Origin of the sequence: Ahrensia marina, assembly GCF_042140245.1 — a bacterium.
Lineage (GTDB): Bacteria > Pseudomonadota > Alphaproteobacteria > Rhizobiales > MH13 > MH13.
Genome location: NZ_CP159483.1, coordinates 3,446,219 through 3,461,245 on the forward strand (window position 1 = coordinate 3,446,219; position 15,027 = coordinate 3,461,245).

Annotated in this window: 19 protein-coding genes; 4 read left to right on the plus strand and 15 right to left on the minus strand. The window is 60.8% G+C overall.

The genetic code is table 11. The features are described from left to right. Nucleotides 1-8 precede the first annotated feature (8 nt). From ABWH92_RS16660 to ABWH92_RS16710, 11 genes are all read right to left on the minus strand, one after another. Nucleotides 9-395 (minus strand): DUF3168 domain-containing protein, encoded by a 387-nt coding sequence (locus ABWH92_RS16660; protein WP_375570282.1) that lies wholly within the window; start codon nucleotides 393-395, stop codon nucleotides 9-11. Continuing rightward, on the minus strand, nucleotides 392-736 hold the full coding sequence (locus ABWH92_RS16665) for a hypothetical protein (RefSeq protein ID WP_375570284.1): 345 nt from the start codon (nucleotides 734-736) through the stop codon (nucleotides 392-394). Before ABWH92_RS16665 ends, ABWH92_RS16660 begins: the two co-directional genes overlap by 4 nt. Then, complete coding sequence (locus ABWH92_RS16670) at nucleotides 733-1,302, minus strand: head-tail connector protein (RefSeq protein ID WP_375570286.1); 570 nt, start codon at nucleotides 1,300-1,302, stop codon at nucleotides 733-735. Before ABWH92_RS16670 ends, ABWH92_RS16665 begins: the two co-directional genes overlap by 4 nt. A gap of 112 nt (nucleotides 1,303-1,414) precedes the next feature. After that, entirely contained in the window at nucleotides 1,415-2,665 is a 1,251-nt protein-coding gene (locus ABWH92_RS16675; RefSeq protein ID WP_375570288.1) for a phage major capsid protein, read from the minus strand. Further along, nucleotides 2,646-3,203 carry an HK97 family phage prohead protease gene (locus tag ABWH92_RS16680; protein ID WP_375570290.1) on the minus strand — a complete coding sequence of 186 codons (558 nt, stop codon included), beginning with the start codon at nucleotides 3,201-3,203 and terminating at the stop codon, nucleotides 2,646-2,648. Before ABWH92_RS16680 ends, ABWH92_RS16675 begins: the two co-directional genes overlap by 20 nt. After that, nucleotides 3,200-3,397: a hypothetical protein gene (locus ABWH92_RS16685; protein ID WP_375570291.1), complete on the minus strand. Its 198-nt coding sequence runs from the start codon at nucleotides 3,395-3,397 to the stop codon at nucleotides 3,200-3,202. Before ABWH92_RS16685 ends, ABWH92_RS16680 begins: the two co-directional genes overlap by 4 nt. Nucleotides 3,398-3,400: 3 nt before the next feature. Beyond that, entirely contained in the window at nucleotides 3,401-3,619 is a 219-nt protein-coding gene (locus ABWH92_RS16690; RefSeq protein ID WP_375570293.1) for a hypothetical protein, read from the minus strand. Further along, nucleotides 3,612-4,865: a phage portal protein gene (locus ABWH92_RS16695; protein WP_375570295.1), complete on the minus strand. Its 1,254-nt coding sequence runs from the start codon at nucleotides 4,863-4,865 to the stop codon at nucleotides 3,612-3,614. Before ABWH92_RS16695 ends, ABWH92_RS16690 begins: the two co-directional genes overlap by 8 nt. A 31-nt stretch (nucleotides 4,866-4,896) precedes the next feature. Further along, nucleotides 4,897-6,228 carry a DNA-packaging protein gene (locus tag ABWH92_RS16700; RefSeq protein WP_375570296.1) on the minus strand — a complete coding sequence of 444 codons (1,332 nt, stop codon included), beginning with the start codon at nucleotides 6,226-6,228 and terminating at the stop codon, nucleotides 4,897-4,899. After that, nucleotides 6,167-6,664: a hypothetical protein gene (locus tag ABWH92_RS16705; protein WP_375570298.1), complete on the minus strand. Its 498-nt coding sequence runs from the start codon at nucleotides 6,662-6,664 to the stop codon at nucleotides 6,167-6,169. Before ABWH92_RS16705 ends, ABWH92_RS16700 begins: the two co-directional genes overlap by 62 nt. A 240-nt stretch (nucleotides 6,665-6,904) precedes the next feature. Next, nucleotides 6,905-7,429 (minus strand): YcgN family cysteine cluster protein, encoded by a 525-nt coding sequence (locus ABWH92_RS16710; RefSeq protein ID WP_375570300.1) that lies wholly within the window; start codon nucleotides 7,427-7,429, stop codon nucleotides 6,905-6,907. A gap of 216 nt (nucleotides 7,430-7,645) precedes the next feature. Between ABWH92_RS16710 and ABWH92_RS16715 the strand changes: the two genes are divergently transcribed. The 3 genes from ABWH92_RS16715 to ABWH92_RS16725 are packed head-to-tail and all read left to right on the plus strand — an operon-like array spanning nucleotide 7,646 to nucleotide 11,236. Beyond that, nucleotides 7,646-9,886: a transglycosylase domain-containing protein gene (locus ABWH92_RS16715; RefSeq protein ID WP_375570302.1), complete on the plus strand. Its 2,241-nt coding sequence runs from the start codon at nucleotides 7,646-7,648 to the stop codon at nucleotides 9,884-9,886. Between the two features lie 7 nt (nucleotides 9,887-9,893). Further along, a complete protein-coding gene (locus tag ABWH92_RS16720) occupies nucleotides 9,894-10,499 on the plus strand; it encodes a hypothetical protein (RefSeq protein WP_375570304.1) in 606 nt (201 codons plus the stop codon). Continuing rightward, a complete protein-coding gene (locus ABWH92_RS16725) occupies nucleotides 10,499-11,236 on the plus strand; it encodes a hypothetical protein (protein ID WP_375570306.1) in 738 nt (245 codons plus the stop codon). The genes ABWH92_RS16720 and ABWH92_RS16725 overlap by 1 nt, the downstream gene beginning before the upstream one ends. Nucleotides 11,237-11,340: 104 nt before the next feature. Here ABWH92_RS16725 and ABWH92_RS16730 read toward each other — a convergent pair whose 3' ends face one another. Continuing rightward, the gene (locus tag ABWH92_RS16730) at nucleotides 11,341-12,120 is read right to left on the minus strand and encodes a hypothetical protein (RefSeq protein ID WP_375570308.1); all 780 of its coding nucleotides are present in this window, start codon (nucleotides 12,118-12,120) and stop codon (nucleotides 11,341-11,343) included. A gap of 10 nt (nucleotides 12,121-12,130) precedes the next feature. Further along, nucleotides 12,131-12,352 carry a hypothetical protein gene (locus ABWH92_RS16735; RefSeq protein ID WP_375570310.1) on the minus strand — a complete coding sequence of 74 codons (222 nt, stop codon included), beginning with the start codon at nucleotides 12,350-12,352 and terminating at the stop codon, nucleotides 12,131-12,133. A 184-nt stretch (nucleotides 12,353-12,536) separates the two neighbouring features. Here ABWH92_RS16735 and ABWH92_RS16740 point away from each other — a divergent pair, with 184 nt between their 5' ends. After that, the gene (locus ABWH92_RS16740; RefSeq protein WP_375570312.1) at nucleotides 12,537-13,796 is read left to right on the plus strand and encodes a DUF2336 domain-containing protein; all 1,260 of its coding nucleotides are present in this window, start codon (nucleotides 12,537-12,539) and stop codon (nucleotides 13,794-13,796) included. Here the strand turns inward: ABWH92_RS16740 and ABWH92_RS16745 are convergent. After that, nucleotides 13,793-14,158, minus strand: coding sequence for a DUF1491 family protein (locus tag ABWH92_RS16745; RefSeq protein ID WP_375570314.1), 366 nt, complete (start codon nucleotides 14,156-14,158; stop codon nucleotides 13,793-13,795). The genes ABWH92_RS16740 and ABWH92_RS16745 overlap by 4 nt on opposite strands. Further along, a complete protein-coding gene (pssA, locus tag ABWH92_RS16750) occupies nucleotides 14,142-14,984 on the minus strand; it encodes a CDP-diacylglycerol--serine O-phosphatidyltransferase (RefSeq protein ID WP_375570316.1) in 843 nt (280 codons plus the stop codon). Before pssA ends, ABWH92_RS16745 begins: the two co-directional genes overlap by 17 nt. Nucleotides 14,985-15,027: the final 43 nt, after the last annotated feature.

Genomic DNA, 15,027 nt, shown 5'->3' on the forward strand with positions numbered 1-15,027 from the left:
CTCGCGGGTTAGGTGGCATCGCCAAGATCGATCAGCAGTTCGATCGATAGGTCGGCGCGTTCCAGATTGTGGTTCGGCTCGTGGGCAAAACGTGTGCTCGCCAGCCGCTGAACGACGCTGGTCGCGCCCGTAATGGTCAGCGGTGTTTTAAGCATCACTCCAATGGCATCCGTGGCTTCGCTGAGCGAGGCAAAGCTGCCGGAACGGCTGGTGAGCGCGAGCGAGATGGTGGCCCGGGCACCGCTGGAGGTGTTCGTGGACCAGGGCTCTTCGCGCACCGGTCCAACACGAATGTGCGGCAGGTTTCGCGGGCGCGCCGGTCGGTCGGTGATGGTGAATGCGGCGAGCGCAGGATCGTCTTTCAGCGCTGTGACAAGGGCGCGAACCGCATTCATGGTGCCACCTCGCGCACGGCACACAGATCAAACGGATCAGCGGATGTGCCACGCTGAACCGCCATCACCTCCAGCGCACGCGTACCGCCAAGCGCATCCCAGGTAAGCCGCCAACCAACCGGCGGGGCCATGCCAATGCGGGTGCGCAGGGTGCCAGTGGCCAAGGCGTCGTTCACCGGATCAGTGCTTTGGCCGGCGGGACCATCCTCATCGAACGCAGCCCAAACCGAGCGGCGTAGTGTGAGGGTGATGATGTTACCGCCGAGCCCATCATCCGCGGCCACCGGCTCAAACACCTGCATGCGCAAGTTCAACGCGCCAGGTTCGCCAGAAATGGTCATAGCCGCACCTCGCGGAACGGCTCGATCAGTTCAAAAAGCCCATCCGGCTCACCGGCAGAGGTGAAATCAAAGCCCGTGGCCCGGTGTGCATACCAATGGGTAGCCAGCATCAGGATGGCGTGGCGCAGCACGGCAGGCACATCCAAGCCCGTATCGCCATACCCAGCGGTGACATCGATCTCGATACCGTTCATGGCGCGCATGCGGGTGGCCGCCGGGCGGCGGAGCATAAGCCGCGGCCAGCGCCCGCCAAGATCGGCCAGCCAATCTTCCGGTTCCAGTGTCAGCGGTGATCCGGCAGCATCGTAAACCACGACGCTGTCGACGGACCGAATGGGGCGAACCAGCAGCGCGATGCGGCCGTTGCTCGGCACCTCGTCGGCTAGCATGCGCCAGGTTTGGGTGATGAAAAGCTTGCCCGACAGCGTCTCAATATGAGCGCGCGCGGCAAGCAGCATCGCCGCGAGCAATGCGTCCTCATCCTCAGCATCGATGCGCGCATGCGCCTTAAAATCGGTCAGCGCTACGGGCTCGACGGCAGGACTTGTGAGTTGCACCAGCGTCATTGGCGACACTCCAAAAAGGGTGAAAAGGATCGTTCAACGCAAACGGCCCGCCTCGCGGGGAGAGGCAGGCCGTTTGCAGCTCAGCGGGCGTAGAAGGGCGGGAGGGCTCCCCTTACGCCGCTGAGAAGGTGAGAAGTTTGATGGCGTCAAAGTCCTGAATGCCGCCGCCAACACGCTTGGTAACGTAGAAAAGCACGTAGGGCTTGGCGGTGTAGGGGTCGCGCAGCAGGCGCACGCCGATGCGATCAACGATGAGATAGCCACGGCGGAAGTCGCCAAAGGCGATGGCTTTGGTGTCAGAACCGATGGAATCCATGTCCTCCATCTCCACCACCGGGAAGCCGAGCAGAGAGGCTTTGACACCGGCTGCCGATGGCGGCGTCCAGATGTAGTTGCCATCGGAGTCGCGCATCTTACGCAAGCTCGCCTGGGTGGAGCGGTTCATCACAAAGGTGCCGTTCTGGCGGTAGGTGGATTTCAGCGCGTAGACCAGATCGATCAGCACTTCGGACGGATCCGACGCTGGGAAATCGCCGTCAACGCCAGTCGACACCGTGCCAAGGCTGTTCCACGCCCAGCTGGCCTCATCAACCATCGGGGCGGACAGGAAGCCCAGCGGTTGTGTCGTGCCATTGCCTTTAACGAACGCGAAGCTCTCTTGCTCGGCAAACGCTGCATCGACTTCACCAGCAAGCCAGACATCCATGTCGATGGCCGCATCATCAAGCAGCGTCGCCGTGGCCGCTGGCATGGCGTAAAGTTCCATGGTTGGGAACGCGATCTCCGACAGGGTGACCGACCCGGTTTCGGGGCGCGCGGCGTTCTCGGCCACCCAGCCTGCATCAAAGCCTTCGGTGGTCACCGGCTTTCGGAAGATAGTCGAGGAGACCTGCCGCACCGTGGCGATGGAGCGCATCGGCGAGAGCGCCGTCAGATGATCGCCAATGGTGCTTTCAGCCTCCTGCGGCACCAGATAGCCGCCATCAGCATCGGTGCCTGATTCCATAGCTTTCAGCTGCAAACCTGCCGTGGAACCGGCGCGTACATAAGTCTCAAACGCGCGGACATGGTCAGAGCGCTCTAAGCGCGCGGATGCGGTTTCCAGGTGTGGACGTTGGCTGGTCGCAGACAGGCGGTTCAGCTTGTCGGTGTTGGCATCCAGCGCGGCATCGATACGGGCCAACTTATCGGCCAGAAGCGGATCGGCTTGCCCCCGCTTTTCCAACGCATCCAGACGTTCATCATTGGCATCGCGATAGGCGGTTAGTGCTTCCATCATGGAAGCAACGATGATCGGTTCGCTCGACGGATCGGCGGATGACGTTTGCGCTTTGGTTTCGCGCTCAGTGGCAGATTTGGTCATGGGAAAATCCTTTAGGCTTGGAGGGAGACGAGGTTGGGCGAGGACAAGGCGGCGGCGGCATTGCCGTTGCTGGCATCACACGGTCGACCCGGGCACCGGGCTGCATGGGGAAAGCCACCAGCGAGATTTCCCAAAGATCGATCTCAATCAGGCGCCGACCCTTGCCTGTGGAGATATGGCCATTCACGGCTTTGAAAGGCTTTGAGCGGTCTGCGCGGATGGTGTGAAAACCAATGGACAGCCCATCGACCGCACCGTCGCGCAGCAGAGCGGCAAGACCATCAGCGCGATCGAGGTCCGGCGTCAGGCGACCTTCTACGCGCAGACCTTTTGCGTCCTCATGGATGGCCGTCCACACGCCGATGGGCTCGGCAGGGTCATGGTTCCAGAGCATGCGAATGCCCGCTGCACCCCGCGCCTGCAAAGATCGATGAAACGCGCCCATTAGAACGCGATCACCGGACAGGTCGGTCACGTTGAACAGGCTCGCATAGCCGGCAAAGCGGAAGCTCTCTTCCGCTGATGATGGCTGGATCAACGGGTTTCTCCTTGCACCGGCGATGAAGGCCTAGCGCGCTGGGCCTTGGCGGCGAGCTTGTGTGCCAAGTTGTGGGCAAACGCGTCGAACAGCGCGTCGATGGCAGCCGCTTCCGGTCCATGGGCCGTGGGGAGCGCGGCGCGTCTGGCGGGCTTTCGCCGTTTGCGTTTGGTTGGTGTGGATCGCTTCACCATCGGTCACATCCTTTTCGGTTTGTCGTGCGGGTCGTTGTCGCTGGCGAGCATCGCGTTGAGGCGGGCAATCGCCAGAACAAAGCTTTCAAAGCTGCGGGTGGTGCGCGAAAGCTGGCGTAACTGCGCGACCGCCAAGGCCGAGGTGCTGGCCGCCCAAAGAAAAAGGGCGACATGGCCAATGTCGCCCCGTTCGAAAAACAGTGTTGCCAGCCGCTCAATCATGGGCGGGATCGTTGGTTGCCTGCGGCGAGTCCTCGCCATAACCAACGGCCATGCGCTTCTCCTCATCGCTCAGGAACGTCGCAGACGAGACGCGGCGCCATAGCGCTTCGCGTTCGGTGGAAAGCGCCTCGACGGCATCCAAATCGACGGCCAGATCAAGCGTTTCATCGGGTGATAACGGGGCCAGCCAATGGGTGATGCCATCCAGGATGCGGGCCACCATCGGCAAGATGGTCTGGCGCCACAGCGCGCGCTGCGCTTCGGCATAGTTGGCGTAGGTGTTGTCGCCCGGCAGGCCAAGCATCAGCGGCGGCACCCCGAAGGCCAGCGCGATCTCGCGCATGGCGCCATGGCGCGCTTCTTGGAAATCCATGTCTTTGGGGCTGAGCGACATGGGCCGCCAATCGAGCCCGCCTTCCAGTAGCAGAGGCCGTCCGGCATTGGTCTCGCCCTGATAAGTGCTTTCAAGCTCAGCTTTCAGGCGTTCAAACGCCTCGCCATCCAGGTGCCCATTGCCACCGGAGTAAACCAGAGCGCCAGACGGACGAGCGGCATTGTCAAGCAACGCTTTGTTCCAGTTGCTGGCACCCTGATGCAGATCGAGCGCCGTGCGTGCTGGTTCCAAGCAGCCCATGCCATAATGATCGTCCAGCGGATGGAAATGGCGCATGTGGGCGAGCGGCATCAGCCCACTTTCTGGGTCCGGGCTGAGCGTCACGGTCTGACGGCCCACTGAATAGAGATAGCCTGCTGGCCAGCCATCGCTGCCTGCTTTCACCCGCACCCGGTCTGGGCGTAGGGGGTAAAGCGAGGTGGGTTTGCCGTCCTCAAATCCGCCAAGCAGATAAGCATTGCCCTCCAGAAGCAAATGGGCAGAGAGCGTTTCAAGCAGGCTGGTGCGCGAGAGATGCTGACCCGGCTTGTTGATGAGATCGAGCAGCCAGTGATCAGAGTATTCACGTCCGCCCGAGCGCAGGACGAGTTTCACGGAGGCGGCCGCTTCACTGATCAGCCGAACAGCGCGAAACGCCACCGGATTGCGGCAATAGGCGTGGCGGGCAAGGCTCGCATAGCCGGTGTCCGTCCAAATGGGCGTGCCAGGCGTGTGCAGTTGAAACAGTGGCAAGTCCGGACGCCCGGCGGGTGCTGTGGCTTTTTGATCAAGACGAGCGGTGTCACTCGTCCTGCCCAGCACATTTGGGCGAGCAGAAGCGCTGGCCGCTTTACGCGGGCGCGTGAAGAACATGTGTGTCTCCTTCTGGAGTGAATTTCGAAACTTAGATTTTTCGCAGTCTGGGCGCGCTACCGCCGCCCATCAGTTCAGTGATGGCCCAGACCAAAGCGTCGAGCCGATCCGGTGATTGGCCAGGGGCCGACAGCCCTTCGGGCCCGAAATCGAGCATTTCATCTTCCAGCGCGGCGAACGCACCCACATGGTGCACCCGTCCCTGGGCATAGAGATAAGCCACCGGTTCGGCGCGCAGCCACTTGCCGCGCTTGGCGTGCACCAATTTCACCGGCACATTTCGGCTTGCCTGCTCCAGCACTGAGCGGACCATGTCGCCGCCCTGATTGGATTCAGCGACAATGAGATCGGCTTCAACCCGGTGGAACAGATCGATGGCGCGCGCCGCCCATTGTTCCGGGCGGGCAGCCCCGCAGGTATCATCGGCGAGCACAGCGAAATCACCATTCTCCATCACACCGCAGGCAACGATGCCACAGGCGTTGGACTTGGCATGCGAGGATGCCGGTGGGTCCACAGCCACAACGACGCGGCGCAGCGGCGGAGCTTCGTTCAGCCGCGTGCTATCAATGATGTCACGCTTCCAAAGGCTGTCGGCGCGCTGAGCGATCAGTTCGCCTGCCACCTCCTGGCGATAAAGCCGTGAGCCGCCATAAGACTGCTCTAACCCTTGCACGAATCCATCGGCCAGAAACGCCTGATTGGCATGGCTCGTGGCGTGCGAGACGATACACTTTGGGTCATCCATAAGTCGCTTCACCAAAGGCGTAGCGCGTGGCGTGGTGGTGACGACGCAGCGAGGCTGTGCACCCAGGCGCAGGCCGAACGCCAACTGGTCGAACGCTTCCTCGCCATACCTCCATTTCCCTGCCTCATCGCACCAAGCCCCATCGAATTGTGGGCCACGCAGAGACTCTGGGTCTTCGGCGGAGAACAGATGGGCCACCGCACCATTTTCCCATACCAGCCGTTTGCGGGTCGCCTCGTAGCGAGGTCGATTCCAGGGTGGAGCGATCTGGCGAAGACCGGAAACGCCCTCCACCATCACCTCGCGAGCATCGGCAAAGGTTTCACCTACCAGAGCCAGATGACCGCACGGCTCAGGCGCGTACCGCGCCCTGCCCTCAATGGCGCCGCGCACCCACTCGGCCCCCGCACGGGTTTTGCCAGAACCACGACCGCCCATCAGCATCCATGTGGACCACGCCTTGATCGGTGGGCGTTGGTCAGGCCGTGCCCAACTGTCCCAATCGAAACACAGCCGCAGGACGGCCTGATCGCTCAACCGCTTGGTGAAATCCTCACTCGCCCCTGCCTTGGCGCAGTCGATCAAGGCGGTCCGTAAGCAGGTGGCGGAACTCATCAGCATCGATCTCCTGGGAAACAGGGGTGTCTTTGGTGTTCGCCTCGGTTGCTTCGAGCATCTCGCCGAGCATATCGAGCGCCCGGGCCATCGCCGTTAGGGCCTTGGCATCGCGCTCGCCGTGGGAGGCGTCGTGCTGGGCTGTTTCTTCCTCAATGGCCATTATGCGCTCCTCCAGAGCATGAAAAAGCCGCGCGGCCAGCGCCGCGCGTTTTTCGGTCGGTGTGCCGGTGTGGGGCTGTGGGTGGGCCCGCCTTGGTACCAGCGGGGAGTCACGGCGCGTCGCCCAGTTCTCTAGGGCAGCGCGGCGGTAAAGCCGGGTGCGCGACATGCCGAACTGTTCGGTGATTTCATCGATGGTGAAAATCTCGCCTTCATAGGCAGCACGCACCGCCGCCCATTGCTCCTCGGTCATTTCTAAAGGCGTGGCGGGCATTCAGACTCCTCGGTTGGCCTTGGCAGACGGGCAAAGAAAAGCGGCCAATGCTTGCGCATGGCCGCTGAAACGAAAGGCAGATGTGGGCAGGAAACTTGGAGCGCAGACGTGCGCCCAAAGCGCTAGATGGATCGTCTTGGCTGACCCATTTCTGCGATGATGCCCACTATGTACCGCAACACAGCACAGTGGGTCAAGGACTTTTTTCCTATTTCTAGGATTATTTTCTTTTAATAGAAGTTAGAGCGTTGATTCCACTTGATAATACTCTTCGGCTGGAACCATCGGGTCCTCATCCGGCCAGTTCTCAATATGGTCTTCAAGATCGGCCAACTCGACCTCATCTTCGCTGATCACCCGGCCAGCGACCGAGATTCGGGCCACTTCCACGGTTTCTTGCGTGCCTGATACAAGCGGGTGCCACCATGCCAATCCCTCGCCATTGGCGATCCGTGCATAGGCGCAGGTTGGTGGCAGCCAAGCGGAGTTTCGCGCCATTTCCGGCGTGATCGCCAGGCAATCAGGCACTTTGGCGAAGCGGTTGGGGTAATCCTTACAGCGTGCCGTTTTGCCATCAAGCAGTGCGCAGCCGACACAGGTGAACGCGATGGCGCCGCTGTCAATGTCTTCCAGCTTGGACAGGCAGCACCGCCCGCAGCCATCGCACAGGCTTTCCCACTCTTCGCTCGACATCTCTTCAAGCGTTTTGGTCTGCCAAAACGGCAAGTCCGTCGGCGATGTTCGGGGGTCAGTTTGTTGATCCACAGCAGGGGCCTTGGCTGGCGGAAAAGTCACAGATTGGCTTGACTTTGCTCTTTAGCAAATTCACCGCTGGCGGCCAACGCCGAGCACGCGTAAAAGATGGGCAGCGGCGTTGACAACCAAGCTTGCTCTTGAGCGCTTGGTTTTGCTTTGCCATACCTTCGCGTGCCCCCTGCTTTGACACCTGTTCTAGCTGCCCGAGACGTTTGACCGCCACCGATGAGCGATACACCTTCAACCCCGCCAGAGACTGAATCCTCAGAGCCCTCAACTGCGCCGTCGCCCGACCGGCCGCAACGCCCTGCGCTCAAGCCACGCCAGGGCTTGCCGCGCCCTATTGAGATCGATGCAGCGCTGGACACAGCTCTCTTTGTCACCGGTCGTTCTTTGACCAATTTCATGTCCGGGGTGCGCCGATTTTTCGAACGCTTCCGGGTGCGCGGCATCAAGCGCATGGCGGTGGAAGTTGTCGATGAACTTGCAACCTTCGGCACCATGGGCGCGGTGCTGGCACTGATTCTCGCGCTGCCGGCCTTTGACCGCATTTCCAACGATTGGCGCGAACAAGACACATTCGCGGTCACCATTTTGGATCGTTATGGCGAAGAGATTGGGCGTCGCGGCGTTCTGCAGAACGACAGTGTGCCGCTTTCAGAGATGCCCGATCATCTGATCCAGGCGACACTCGCCACCGAAGATCGGCGGTTTTACTCCCATTTCGGTATCGATGTTATCGGCACAACTCGCGCGCTGCTTGAAAATGTGCGTGCGCAGGGCGTTGTGCAGGGCGGCTCGTCGATCACGCAGCAGTTGGCCAAGAACCTGTTCCTCTCCAACGAGCGCACCCTGATGCGCAAGATCACCGAGGCGTTCTTAGCGCTGTGGTTGGAGATCAATCTCACCAAGGATGATATTCTCAAGCTCTATCTTGATCGCGCCTATATGGGCGGCGGCGCCTTTGGTGTGGTGGCTGCTGCAGAGTTCTACTTCGATAAAGATGTGCGCGACATCACGCTGGCAGAGTCAGCCATGCTGGCGGGTCTTTATAAAGCCCCAGCTGGCTACGCGCCGCACCTTAATCTCGCTGCGGCACGCCTGCGCGCCAGTGAAGTGCTTTCCAACATGGTGGAAGCTGGCTTTTTGACCGAAGGCCAGGTGCTGTTCTCGCGGCTCAACCCGGCATCGGCGGTTCCGCGCGATGCGCTGTCTGCACCCAACCATTTCCTGGATTGGGTGTTCGAAGAGGTGCGCGAGATCGCCCCACCAGGCCAGCGGGTACTGGTCGTGCGCTCCACCCTCGATAGCCGCCTGCAAACGGGTGCGGAACGAGCGGTCCTCAACAATCTGGCTGAATCCGGCCGCGCCTACCGCGTGCGCGAAGCGGCTGCGGTTCTGATGGAAAACGACGGCGCCGTGCGCGCCATGGTGGGTGGCCGCGACTATGGTCAAAGCCAGTTCAACCGTGCCGTGCACGCTCTGCGTCAGCCTGGGTCGTCGTTCAAAGTGTTCGTCTACGCCACCGCGCTTGAGAATGGCTACACGCCCAACTCCATCGTGGTCGATGCGCCGATCACGATAGGCGGCTGGAGCCCGCGCAACTATGGGCGCAGCTATCGTGGCCGTGTGACCCTAACAACGGCCCTCGCCCGCTCCATCAACACAGTGCCAGTGCGATTGGCCGAAGCGATGGGCCGCGATCTCATTGTTGAGACAGCCTATGATATGGGCATCCGCTCAGAGCTTCCAATCACCCGCCCCTTGCCACTTGGCGTGGCTGAGGTGACGCCTTTGGACATGGCCAGCGCTTACGCCTCGCTCGGCAATGGTGGCTATCGCGCCAGCGGCTATGCGGTGATGGAGATGCGCACGCTTGATGGCGAACTGGTCTACGATCGTTCCGTGGATGGGCCTGCTGCGCCACGGATTCTCTCTGCGGATGCGGTCGGCGGTATGAACCGTATGCTGCATCAGGTGATTGAGGCAGGCACGGCGCGCCGGGCACAGTTGCCGGGCATTTCCGCAGCCGGCAAGACAGGTACCACACAAGCTTATCGAGACGCCTGGTTCATCGGCTACACCGGTCGCTACACGGCAAGCGTCTGGTACGGCAATGATGATTTCACCTCCACGGCCAATCTCACAGGTGGTCGTCTGCCAGCTATGACGTGGCAATCGATCATGGAATTGGCGCACCGCGACAGCCAAGCACCCTTGCTTCCCGGCGTCGACGAGGCTGTGCGCGATGATGTGGAGCTGGTAACCGCACGCGATGCCTCTGAGCATGGCCCCATTCAAGCCAGCGATCTCAGCGAAGGTCTGATGCTGACCTTGCAAGGCGTCGCAAACAGGTTTGACCCCACCAACACGCGTGAGCTGCGCTCATCGTTTGCTATCGATGCGCTGGGCACCTCGGATACATCGATCGCGCCTGATGACCTTCGGGTTGAGCAGGCGAATTAGATCCAGAATGGCGCGTTTGTTGTGGCTCTTGTCGATGGCGTTGACCGCCGTTGTTGCAGGCACCGTGAGTGCCATTTACGCCACCCAAACGTTGCGGCCCACCGGTACGTTGCACATTGGGCCATGGGAAGCTGTGCGTGCCGTCGGCGATGCTGCGGCTGACCCTTATGCCCACGCCTATATCGCCTCTTCCGGCCAGCTTCCGCCCGGTAGCGCGGAGGGTATGCGCTTTGTGGCGCTTGAATCCCATGCCGACCAGGCCCTGCTGCCCAACTGCTCTATTATCGTCTCTGGATTCGTTGAAATCGCCCGCCTTTGGACGCTGTCCTTGGCGCAGGCCAGTGGTGCGACGCTGGAACTGGGTGAGACGCAGTCCGGGGCTACAGCGCGCTTAGCGCTTCACAGCCAAGATATTGTCTACAATGCCGATGGTAGCTTTTCACTGACCATCGGTCCGAGCCCTGATGCGCCCAATTCCATTTTGGTGCGCTCAGGCCTGCCGATCAGCCTGGTGCTTCACGTCTACGACGGCGCAATCACCTCTGTTCCAGAAAGCGGCGAGGCCTCTCTTCCCACCATCTCTGTTGGGTCGACCGGCCCTGGGTGCGGCTGATGAGTGATATCGATTTTCTGCTGCCCAAAGCTCGCACACGCCCCACCTTGCGCAAAGTTGCAAGCGCGCTGGGTCTTTGGCTTGCGCTAACGCTGCTCGCGACACTGGTGGTGCACTTTGTGATCGTTTTTGCGCTGCCATCGATTGGTCGCGGGGTGTTGATCGATGAGGTTATCCCAGCCGGACAGTCCGCGCCTCGTCTTTACACTGGCCAAGCCGGTGAACCACGCCCCAGTTTTCGGTACGCCGATGATCGCATGGACAGCGTCTATTGCAGCTTTGATCTGCGCGACGGTGCCGTGCGGGTTGCTGGCAACTTGGACGTGCCCTTTTGGTCGATCTCAGTGCACACGCTCAGCGGCCTGGTTGTTGGCTCGGTCAACCACAACGCGGCTTCTGGCGGTGGTTTGGAACTGCTGGTGATGCGACCCGCACTTGCTCGCGATCTTTCAGCTGCCGGGGCGCAATTGCCACGCGATGCACTGGTGGTGGAGATGGACGGACCGTTGGGAGTGGTGCGGATCAGTGGCCTTGCCACTTACAATGCGCTGCGCCCGGCCCTGCGCGATCAGCTGGCGCAAATGCAGTGCTCGCTGGCGACCTTTACTTTTGCCGAGCCTGAGATCGATGATGATGGTTCGCAAACACCGCGAGGCCCAGCCACACCCTCTGGTCCGCCCAGCGTGCCGCAACCTGTGGTGCGGCCCGACCTGGAAGAGGCGGGTGGTGAGCAATAGCGTCTGGGAGACAGTTGGCCTGTCTCAAGTGTCTGCACAAAAACAATGGGACAATGGCTCCTCGGCACAAGGCCCCGGACAACTCTTGCGATCACGAGGATGCTTCAAGCCTTGGCCACGATCTCCAACAGATCGACCATTTGACCGGGATGGCTGATGGGGGCCTGCTCAAGGTCCACCGCAATTGCATTTTGGATCAAGGCTTCAAGCGCGTTGAGACGCTCAATGGTTTGCCCTGCCAAGCGCGAGGGCGTTTGGATCATCAATCGATCCACCGCATAGCGATAGGCATACAGCCGGAAAAGCATGGCCCGCTTCACCCACGCCATCTGGCGCTGGTTCTCCGCCACACGGCCATGGGCAGCTGCCAGCTCTGAAGCGCCAATATCCGGCAGGCCAAAAGCGGCGTTGATACGTTGTTCATCGGCGATGCGAACGCGCGCAACGTAAGCCATGTAAGGCTCAATTGCAGCCATATCCTTCACCGCATCGTCCATGATACGGGCGTAGCGCGCATCACTGGAACGGTAACGCTCACCCGACAGCATGGCCGAGTAGCGCTCAGGGCTGAGCACCAGATCCAGACGCCGGATGATCTGCGCACGCTGCAGCTCAGCAGCCGTACGACCAATCCAATCATGGGAGTGAGTTGGCACGACCAAGGTCCAGCCAAGGTTGCGCAGGGTGCGCTCATCATCGGTGTAGTTGAAGTGTGAAACAGGTTCGCCAGCGCTGTAGGTCGAGACCATACCAACGACGGGCAGAACACTGTCATTGATGACATTGGGGCGCTGCCTGCCAAAATCACCTGTTTGGGCGCAACCGGCCAGTATCAGCGCGCATGCAGCAGCGATGAGAGCTTTGCCTGAAAGGAAACGGCCCATCGGCCCTCGGCTAGCCTTGCGTTCCATTGCGGACGATCTGCACACCGGTGAACAGCACAATCTGCGCTTGATGATCTTTGGGCAGTGGACTTTGCGATGGACGATCAACAGGGGGCAGCGGCACCACATTGCTTGCCGTTTTGGTGGCTCGGCGCGCGCGTGCATCAGCGTTGACGGCCTTGTTGAGGCCGCGCTGTTGACGTGAGCTGCGTTGTTGGCTGCGGTCACCCATGGATTTCAGTTGCCCTATAGAAACAGGCCCTTTGCGCATCGTTTGGTGCAAGGATGGTGAGCCGAATCAGCCCACGCCTCGCCTCGTGTTGGGGCATTAAGAAAGTGGCAAGGTTAATCCTTTGCTAACGGAGTTTTGGCACAAGAAAGCTCTTCTTTTCCGCGGCAACATGACGAGACCATCTATGGCGCACCTTCCAACGTTTGGAGATAGGCCCGACACGGCAGACAAAGCCGATGGGCCGAGTGCAGGTGCTAGCAGGGTTGCCGACACAGACAATGCTGCAGATGCCGTTCTTGCGCTTTCCAGCAACAGTCCGTCACCTGCCGCAAATGCCTCAAAACCGCTGGCGGGTATCAAGCTGATGGGGGCAGTTTCCACGCTCCTGGCGCTCACCCCGCGTGGTCGCTCTGAAGAGCTGGCCCGGCTGACGGCTCTCGCCCACGGCTATATTGGGATCGCCAGCGAGGAAGAGCTGGTGGCGCTGGCCAAGGCCGTCGCAAGCCGGGAGGACGTTAACAGCGGTCTGGCAGATCGCTTGGCGCGCGCTAGTGAGCGCGCCGCCCACACCCTTATTCGCGCCAATCGGTTGGGTGATGAAACCATTGCCTACTTCCTGGAAACAGGCAGCGAGGAAATCCGTGCCCTGATTGCGCGTCACCACACACTGCACGGCAAACACGTTACCATGCTGGTTGCCGATGGAAGCGGGCCGGTGTTGCAAGCACTGCTCGACAATCGGCAAACCGAGTTTAGCGCCGATGCGCAGAAGCTGGTGGAGCGTGGCGTGGCCAATGCCGCCAAAACAGCAGCTGAAAAACAAGAAGAGCCGGACATAGCAGCGCCCGCACGCCCAGCTTATCCAACCGGCACCGCCGATCCACGCCGCAGCGCGCAGGATTTTGCCAATCTTGATAGTGCCGGTCGCCGGGCGGTCATGCGACGCCTGGCTGAAGATCGCCCGGGAACGGTGAGCCTTCAGCAAGCCCGCAAAGCACTCGACCCAACGCGCAATGATGCCGATCTGGCCTTCCTGACCGTCATTGCGCTGCGTGACTCATCAAAGCTCGCCGATCTGTTTGCTGAAACGCTGAACCTGGACCGCACTCTTGTTGGCAAACTGCTTGATGAGGCTGACGGCGATGCGCTGTTGGTGCTTGCACGGGCATCTGGGCTTTCGTCCACCGCATTTGCGCGCATGCTGATCCTGGGCAAAACCGGCCTGACCGGAAGTCCACGCGACACCTTTGCCCTGGTCGATCGTTTCAATGCGATGCCGGAGGCAAGCGCGCGGATGATTGTCGGCGCGATGCGCGGTGAAACGCCAAAAACGGTTGCGTCTGCTGCCGGCTCTGAGCCCTCTGCGCGCCCGCAAACCCGCTCGATCATGTCGCTGGCTGACCGCACTGCGATGATCGAAGAGAAGCTGCGCAACGCAGGCTAGTTGGCCACCACTGGCACGAAGGCACGCATGTGGCGGTCTTCAATGTCCACCACCCAAACATCGGGATCAAACCGCATTTGGCGCTGCAAGGCCTCATCGGCAGCGGCGCGCGTTGGTTCTGGCTCCAAGGGGATCACCGCGAACAGGCGGTTGCCGGTTAGAGCTGCGTCGGCTGGTAGAGGCTCATCGTCCATTTGTGGCGGCGCCGGTCCGTAAAGAGCGACCTCGCCTTCCAGCCCATCAACAAGCACAAAAATGGCGCCCGCTGTGTTGTCCCCCCGACGCGCGACGGTGGCATAAGCGCCCTCGCCTTCCACGCGCCGAACCAGCGCGCTGACGACAAAATCACTCGTCAGGCGCATCGGTAAGAGCCGATATGGTTTTTTTGGCCTTGGCATCGAGTTTGCGGGCGTACCAAACGCCCAAGGGCAGAGCTGCCAAGTAAACAAAGGAGAGGCCAATGAGCACATGCCATGTGAAGGCCACCAGCAGCGCGGTTCCAGCTGCCATGGCCACCATCAATGGCAGCACGCTGTCAGAGGGAAGACGCGCGCCCAACCGCTTGCCAGAAAACGTTGGCAGCGACGACACCATCAACAAGCCGATAACCACGATGTAGGCAGCCACCAGAAGCGGTGAGCCGGTGAGCCAGTTGCCACCGAGCAGCGCAAAGTACATCGGCAGAAGAGCCAATAGAGCACCGGCTGGTGCCGGGACACCGACAAAAAAGTCAGCCTTATGGTCTGGACCTTCAACATCCAAGGCCGCGTTAAAACGTGCCAGCCGGAGCCCTGCACAGATGGCGTAAAGCAGGGCTGCAATCCACCCGAGATTGTCGATGGCCGAAAGCGATGACTGGTAAAGGATCAGCGCAGGCGCCACGCCGAAATTCACAAAATCAGTAAGCGAATCCAGTTCCGCGCCAAACCGGCTCGTGCCCTTCAGCATGCGCGCCAACCGGCCATCCAAGGCATCAAGGAACGCGGCCAGAAGGATCGCCATCATGGCCAGTTCCAGCCGCCCTTCCAGCGCCAATCGGATGGCTGTCAGTCCAGAGCATAGCGCCAACAGCGTGACCATATTGGGCAACACCATGCGCAACGGCACTCGGTTCAACCGACGCCAACGCCGCCCACGCTTAGACCCTGGCTTTCCGCCGGGCTCAAAATCTTGGAACAACCCACTCATGTATGAGTCACAGCATCTATTCCTGCTCTGGCGCAAGCGCCAA

Coding starts and splice junctions, on each gene's coding strand:
- ABWH92_RS16660 (WP_375570282.1), bottom strand. CDS start 395: ATGAATGCGGTTCGCGCCCTTGTCACAGCGCTGAAAGACGATCCTGCG.
- ABWH92_RS16665 (WP_375570284.1), bottom strand. CDS start 736: ATGACCATTTCTGGCGAACCTGGCGCGTTGAACTTGCGCATGCAGGTG.
- ABWH92_RS16670 (WP_375570286.1), bottom strand. CDS start 1,302: ATGACGCTGGTGCAACTCACAAGTCCTGCCGTCGAGCCCGTAGCGCTG.
- ABWH92_RS16675 (WP_375570288.1), bottom strand. CDS start 2,665: ATGACCAAATCTGCCACTGAGCGCGAAACCAAAGCGCAAACGTCATCC.
- ABWH92_RS16685 (WP_375570291.1), bottom strand. CDS start 3,397: ATGGTGAAGCGATCCACACCAACCAAACGCAAACGGCGAAAGCCCGCC.
- ABWH92_RS16690 (WP_375570293.1), bottom strand. CDS start 3,619: ATGATTGAGCGGCTGGCAACACTGTTTTTCGAACGGGGCGACATTGGC.
- ABWH92_RS16695 (WP_375570295.1), bottom strand. CDS start 4,865: ATGTTCTTCACGCGCCCGCGTAAAGCGGCCAGCGCTTCTGCTCGCCCA.
- ABWH92_RS16700 (WP_375570296.1), bottom strand. CDS start 6,228: ATGAGTTCCGCCACCTGCTTACGGACCGCCTTGATCGACTGCGCCAAG.
- ABWH92_RS16705 (WP_375570298.1), bottom strand. CDS start 6,664: ATGCCCGCCACGCCTTTAGAAATGACCGAGGAGCAATGGGCGGCGGTG.
- ABWH92_RS16715 (WP_375570302.1), top strand. CDS start 7,646: ATGAGCGATACACCTTCAACCCCGCCAGAGACTGAATCCTCAGAGCCC.
- ABWH92_RS16720 (WP_375570304.1), top strand. CDS start 9,894: ATGGCGCGTTTGTTGTGGCTCTTGTCGATGGCGTTGACCGCCGTTGTT.
- ABWH92_RS16725 (WP_375570306.1), top strand. CDS start 10,499: ATGAGTGATATCGATTTTCTGCTGCCCAAAGCTCGCACACGCCCCACC.
- ABWH92_RS16730 (WP_375570308.1), bottom strand. CDS start 12,120: ATGGGCCGTTTCCTTTCAGGCAAAGCTCTCATCGCTGCTGCATGCGCG.
- ABWH92_RS16735 (WP_375570310.1), bottom strand. CDS start 12,352: ATGGGTGACCGCAGCCAACAACGCAGCTCACGTCAACAGCGCGGCCTC.
- ABWH92_RS16740 (WP_375570312.1), top strand. CDS start 12,537: ATGGCGCACCTTCCAACGTTTGGAGATAGGCCCGACACGGCAGACAAA.
- ABWH92_RS16745 (WP_375570314.1), bottom strand. CDS start 14,158: ATGCGCCTGACGAGTGATTTTGTCGTCAGCGCGCTGGTTCGGCGCGTG.
- pssA (WP_375570316.1), bottom strand. CDS start 14,984: ATGAGTGGGTTGTTCCAAGATTTTGAGCCCGGCGGAAAGCCAGGGTCT.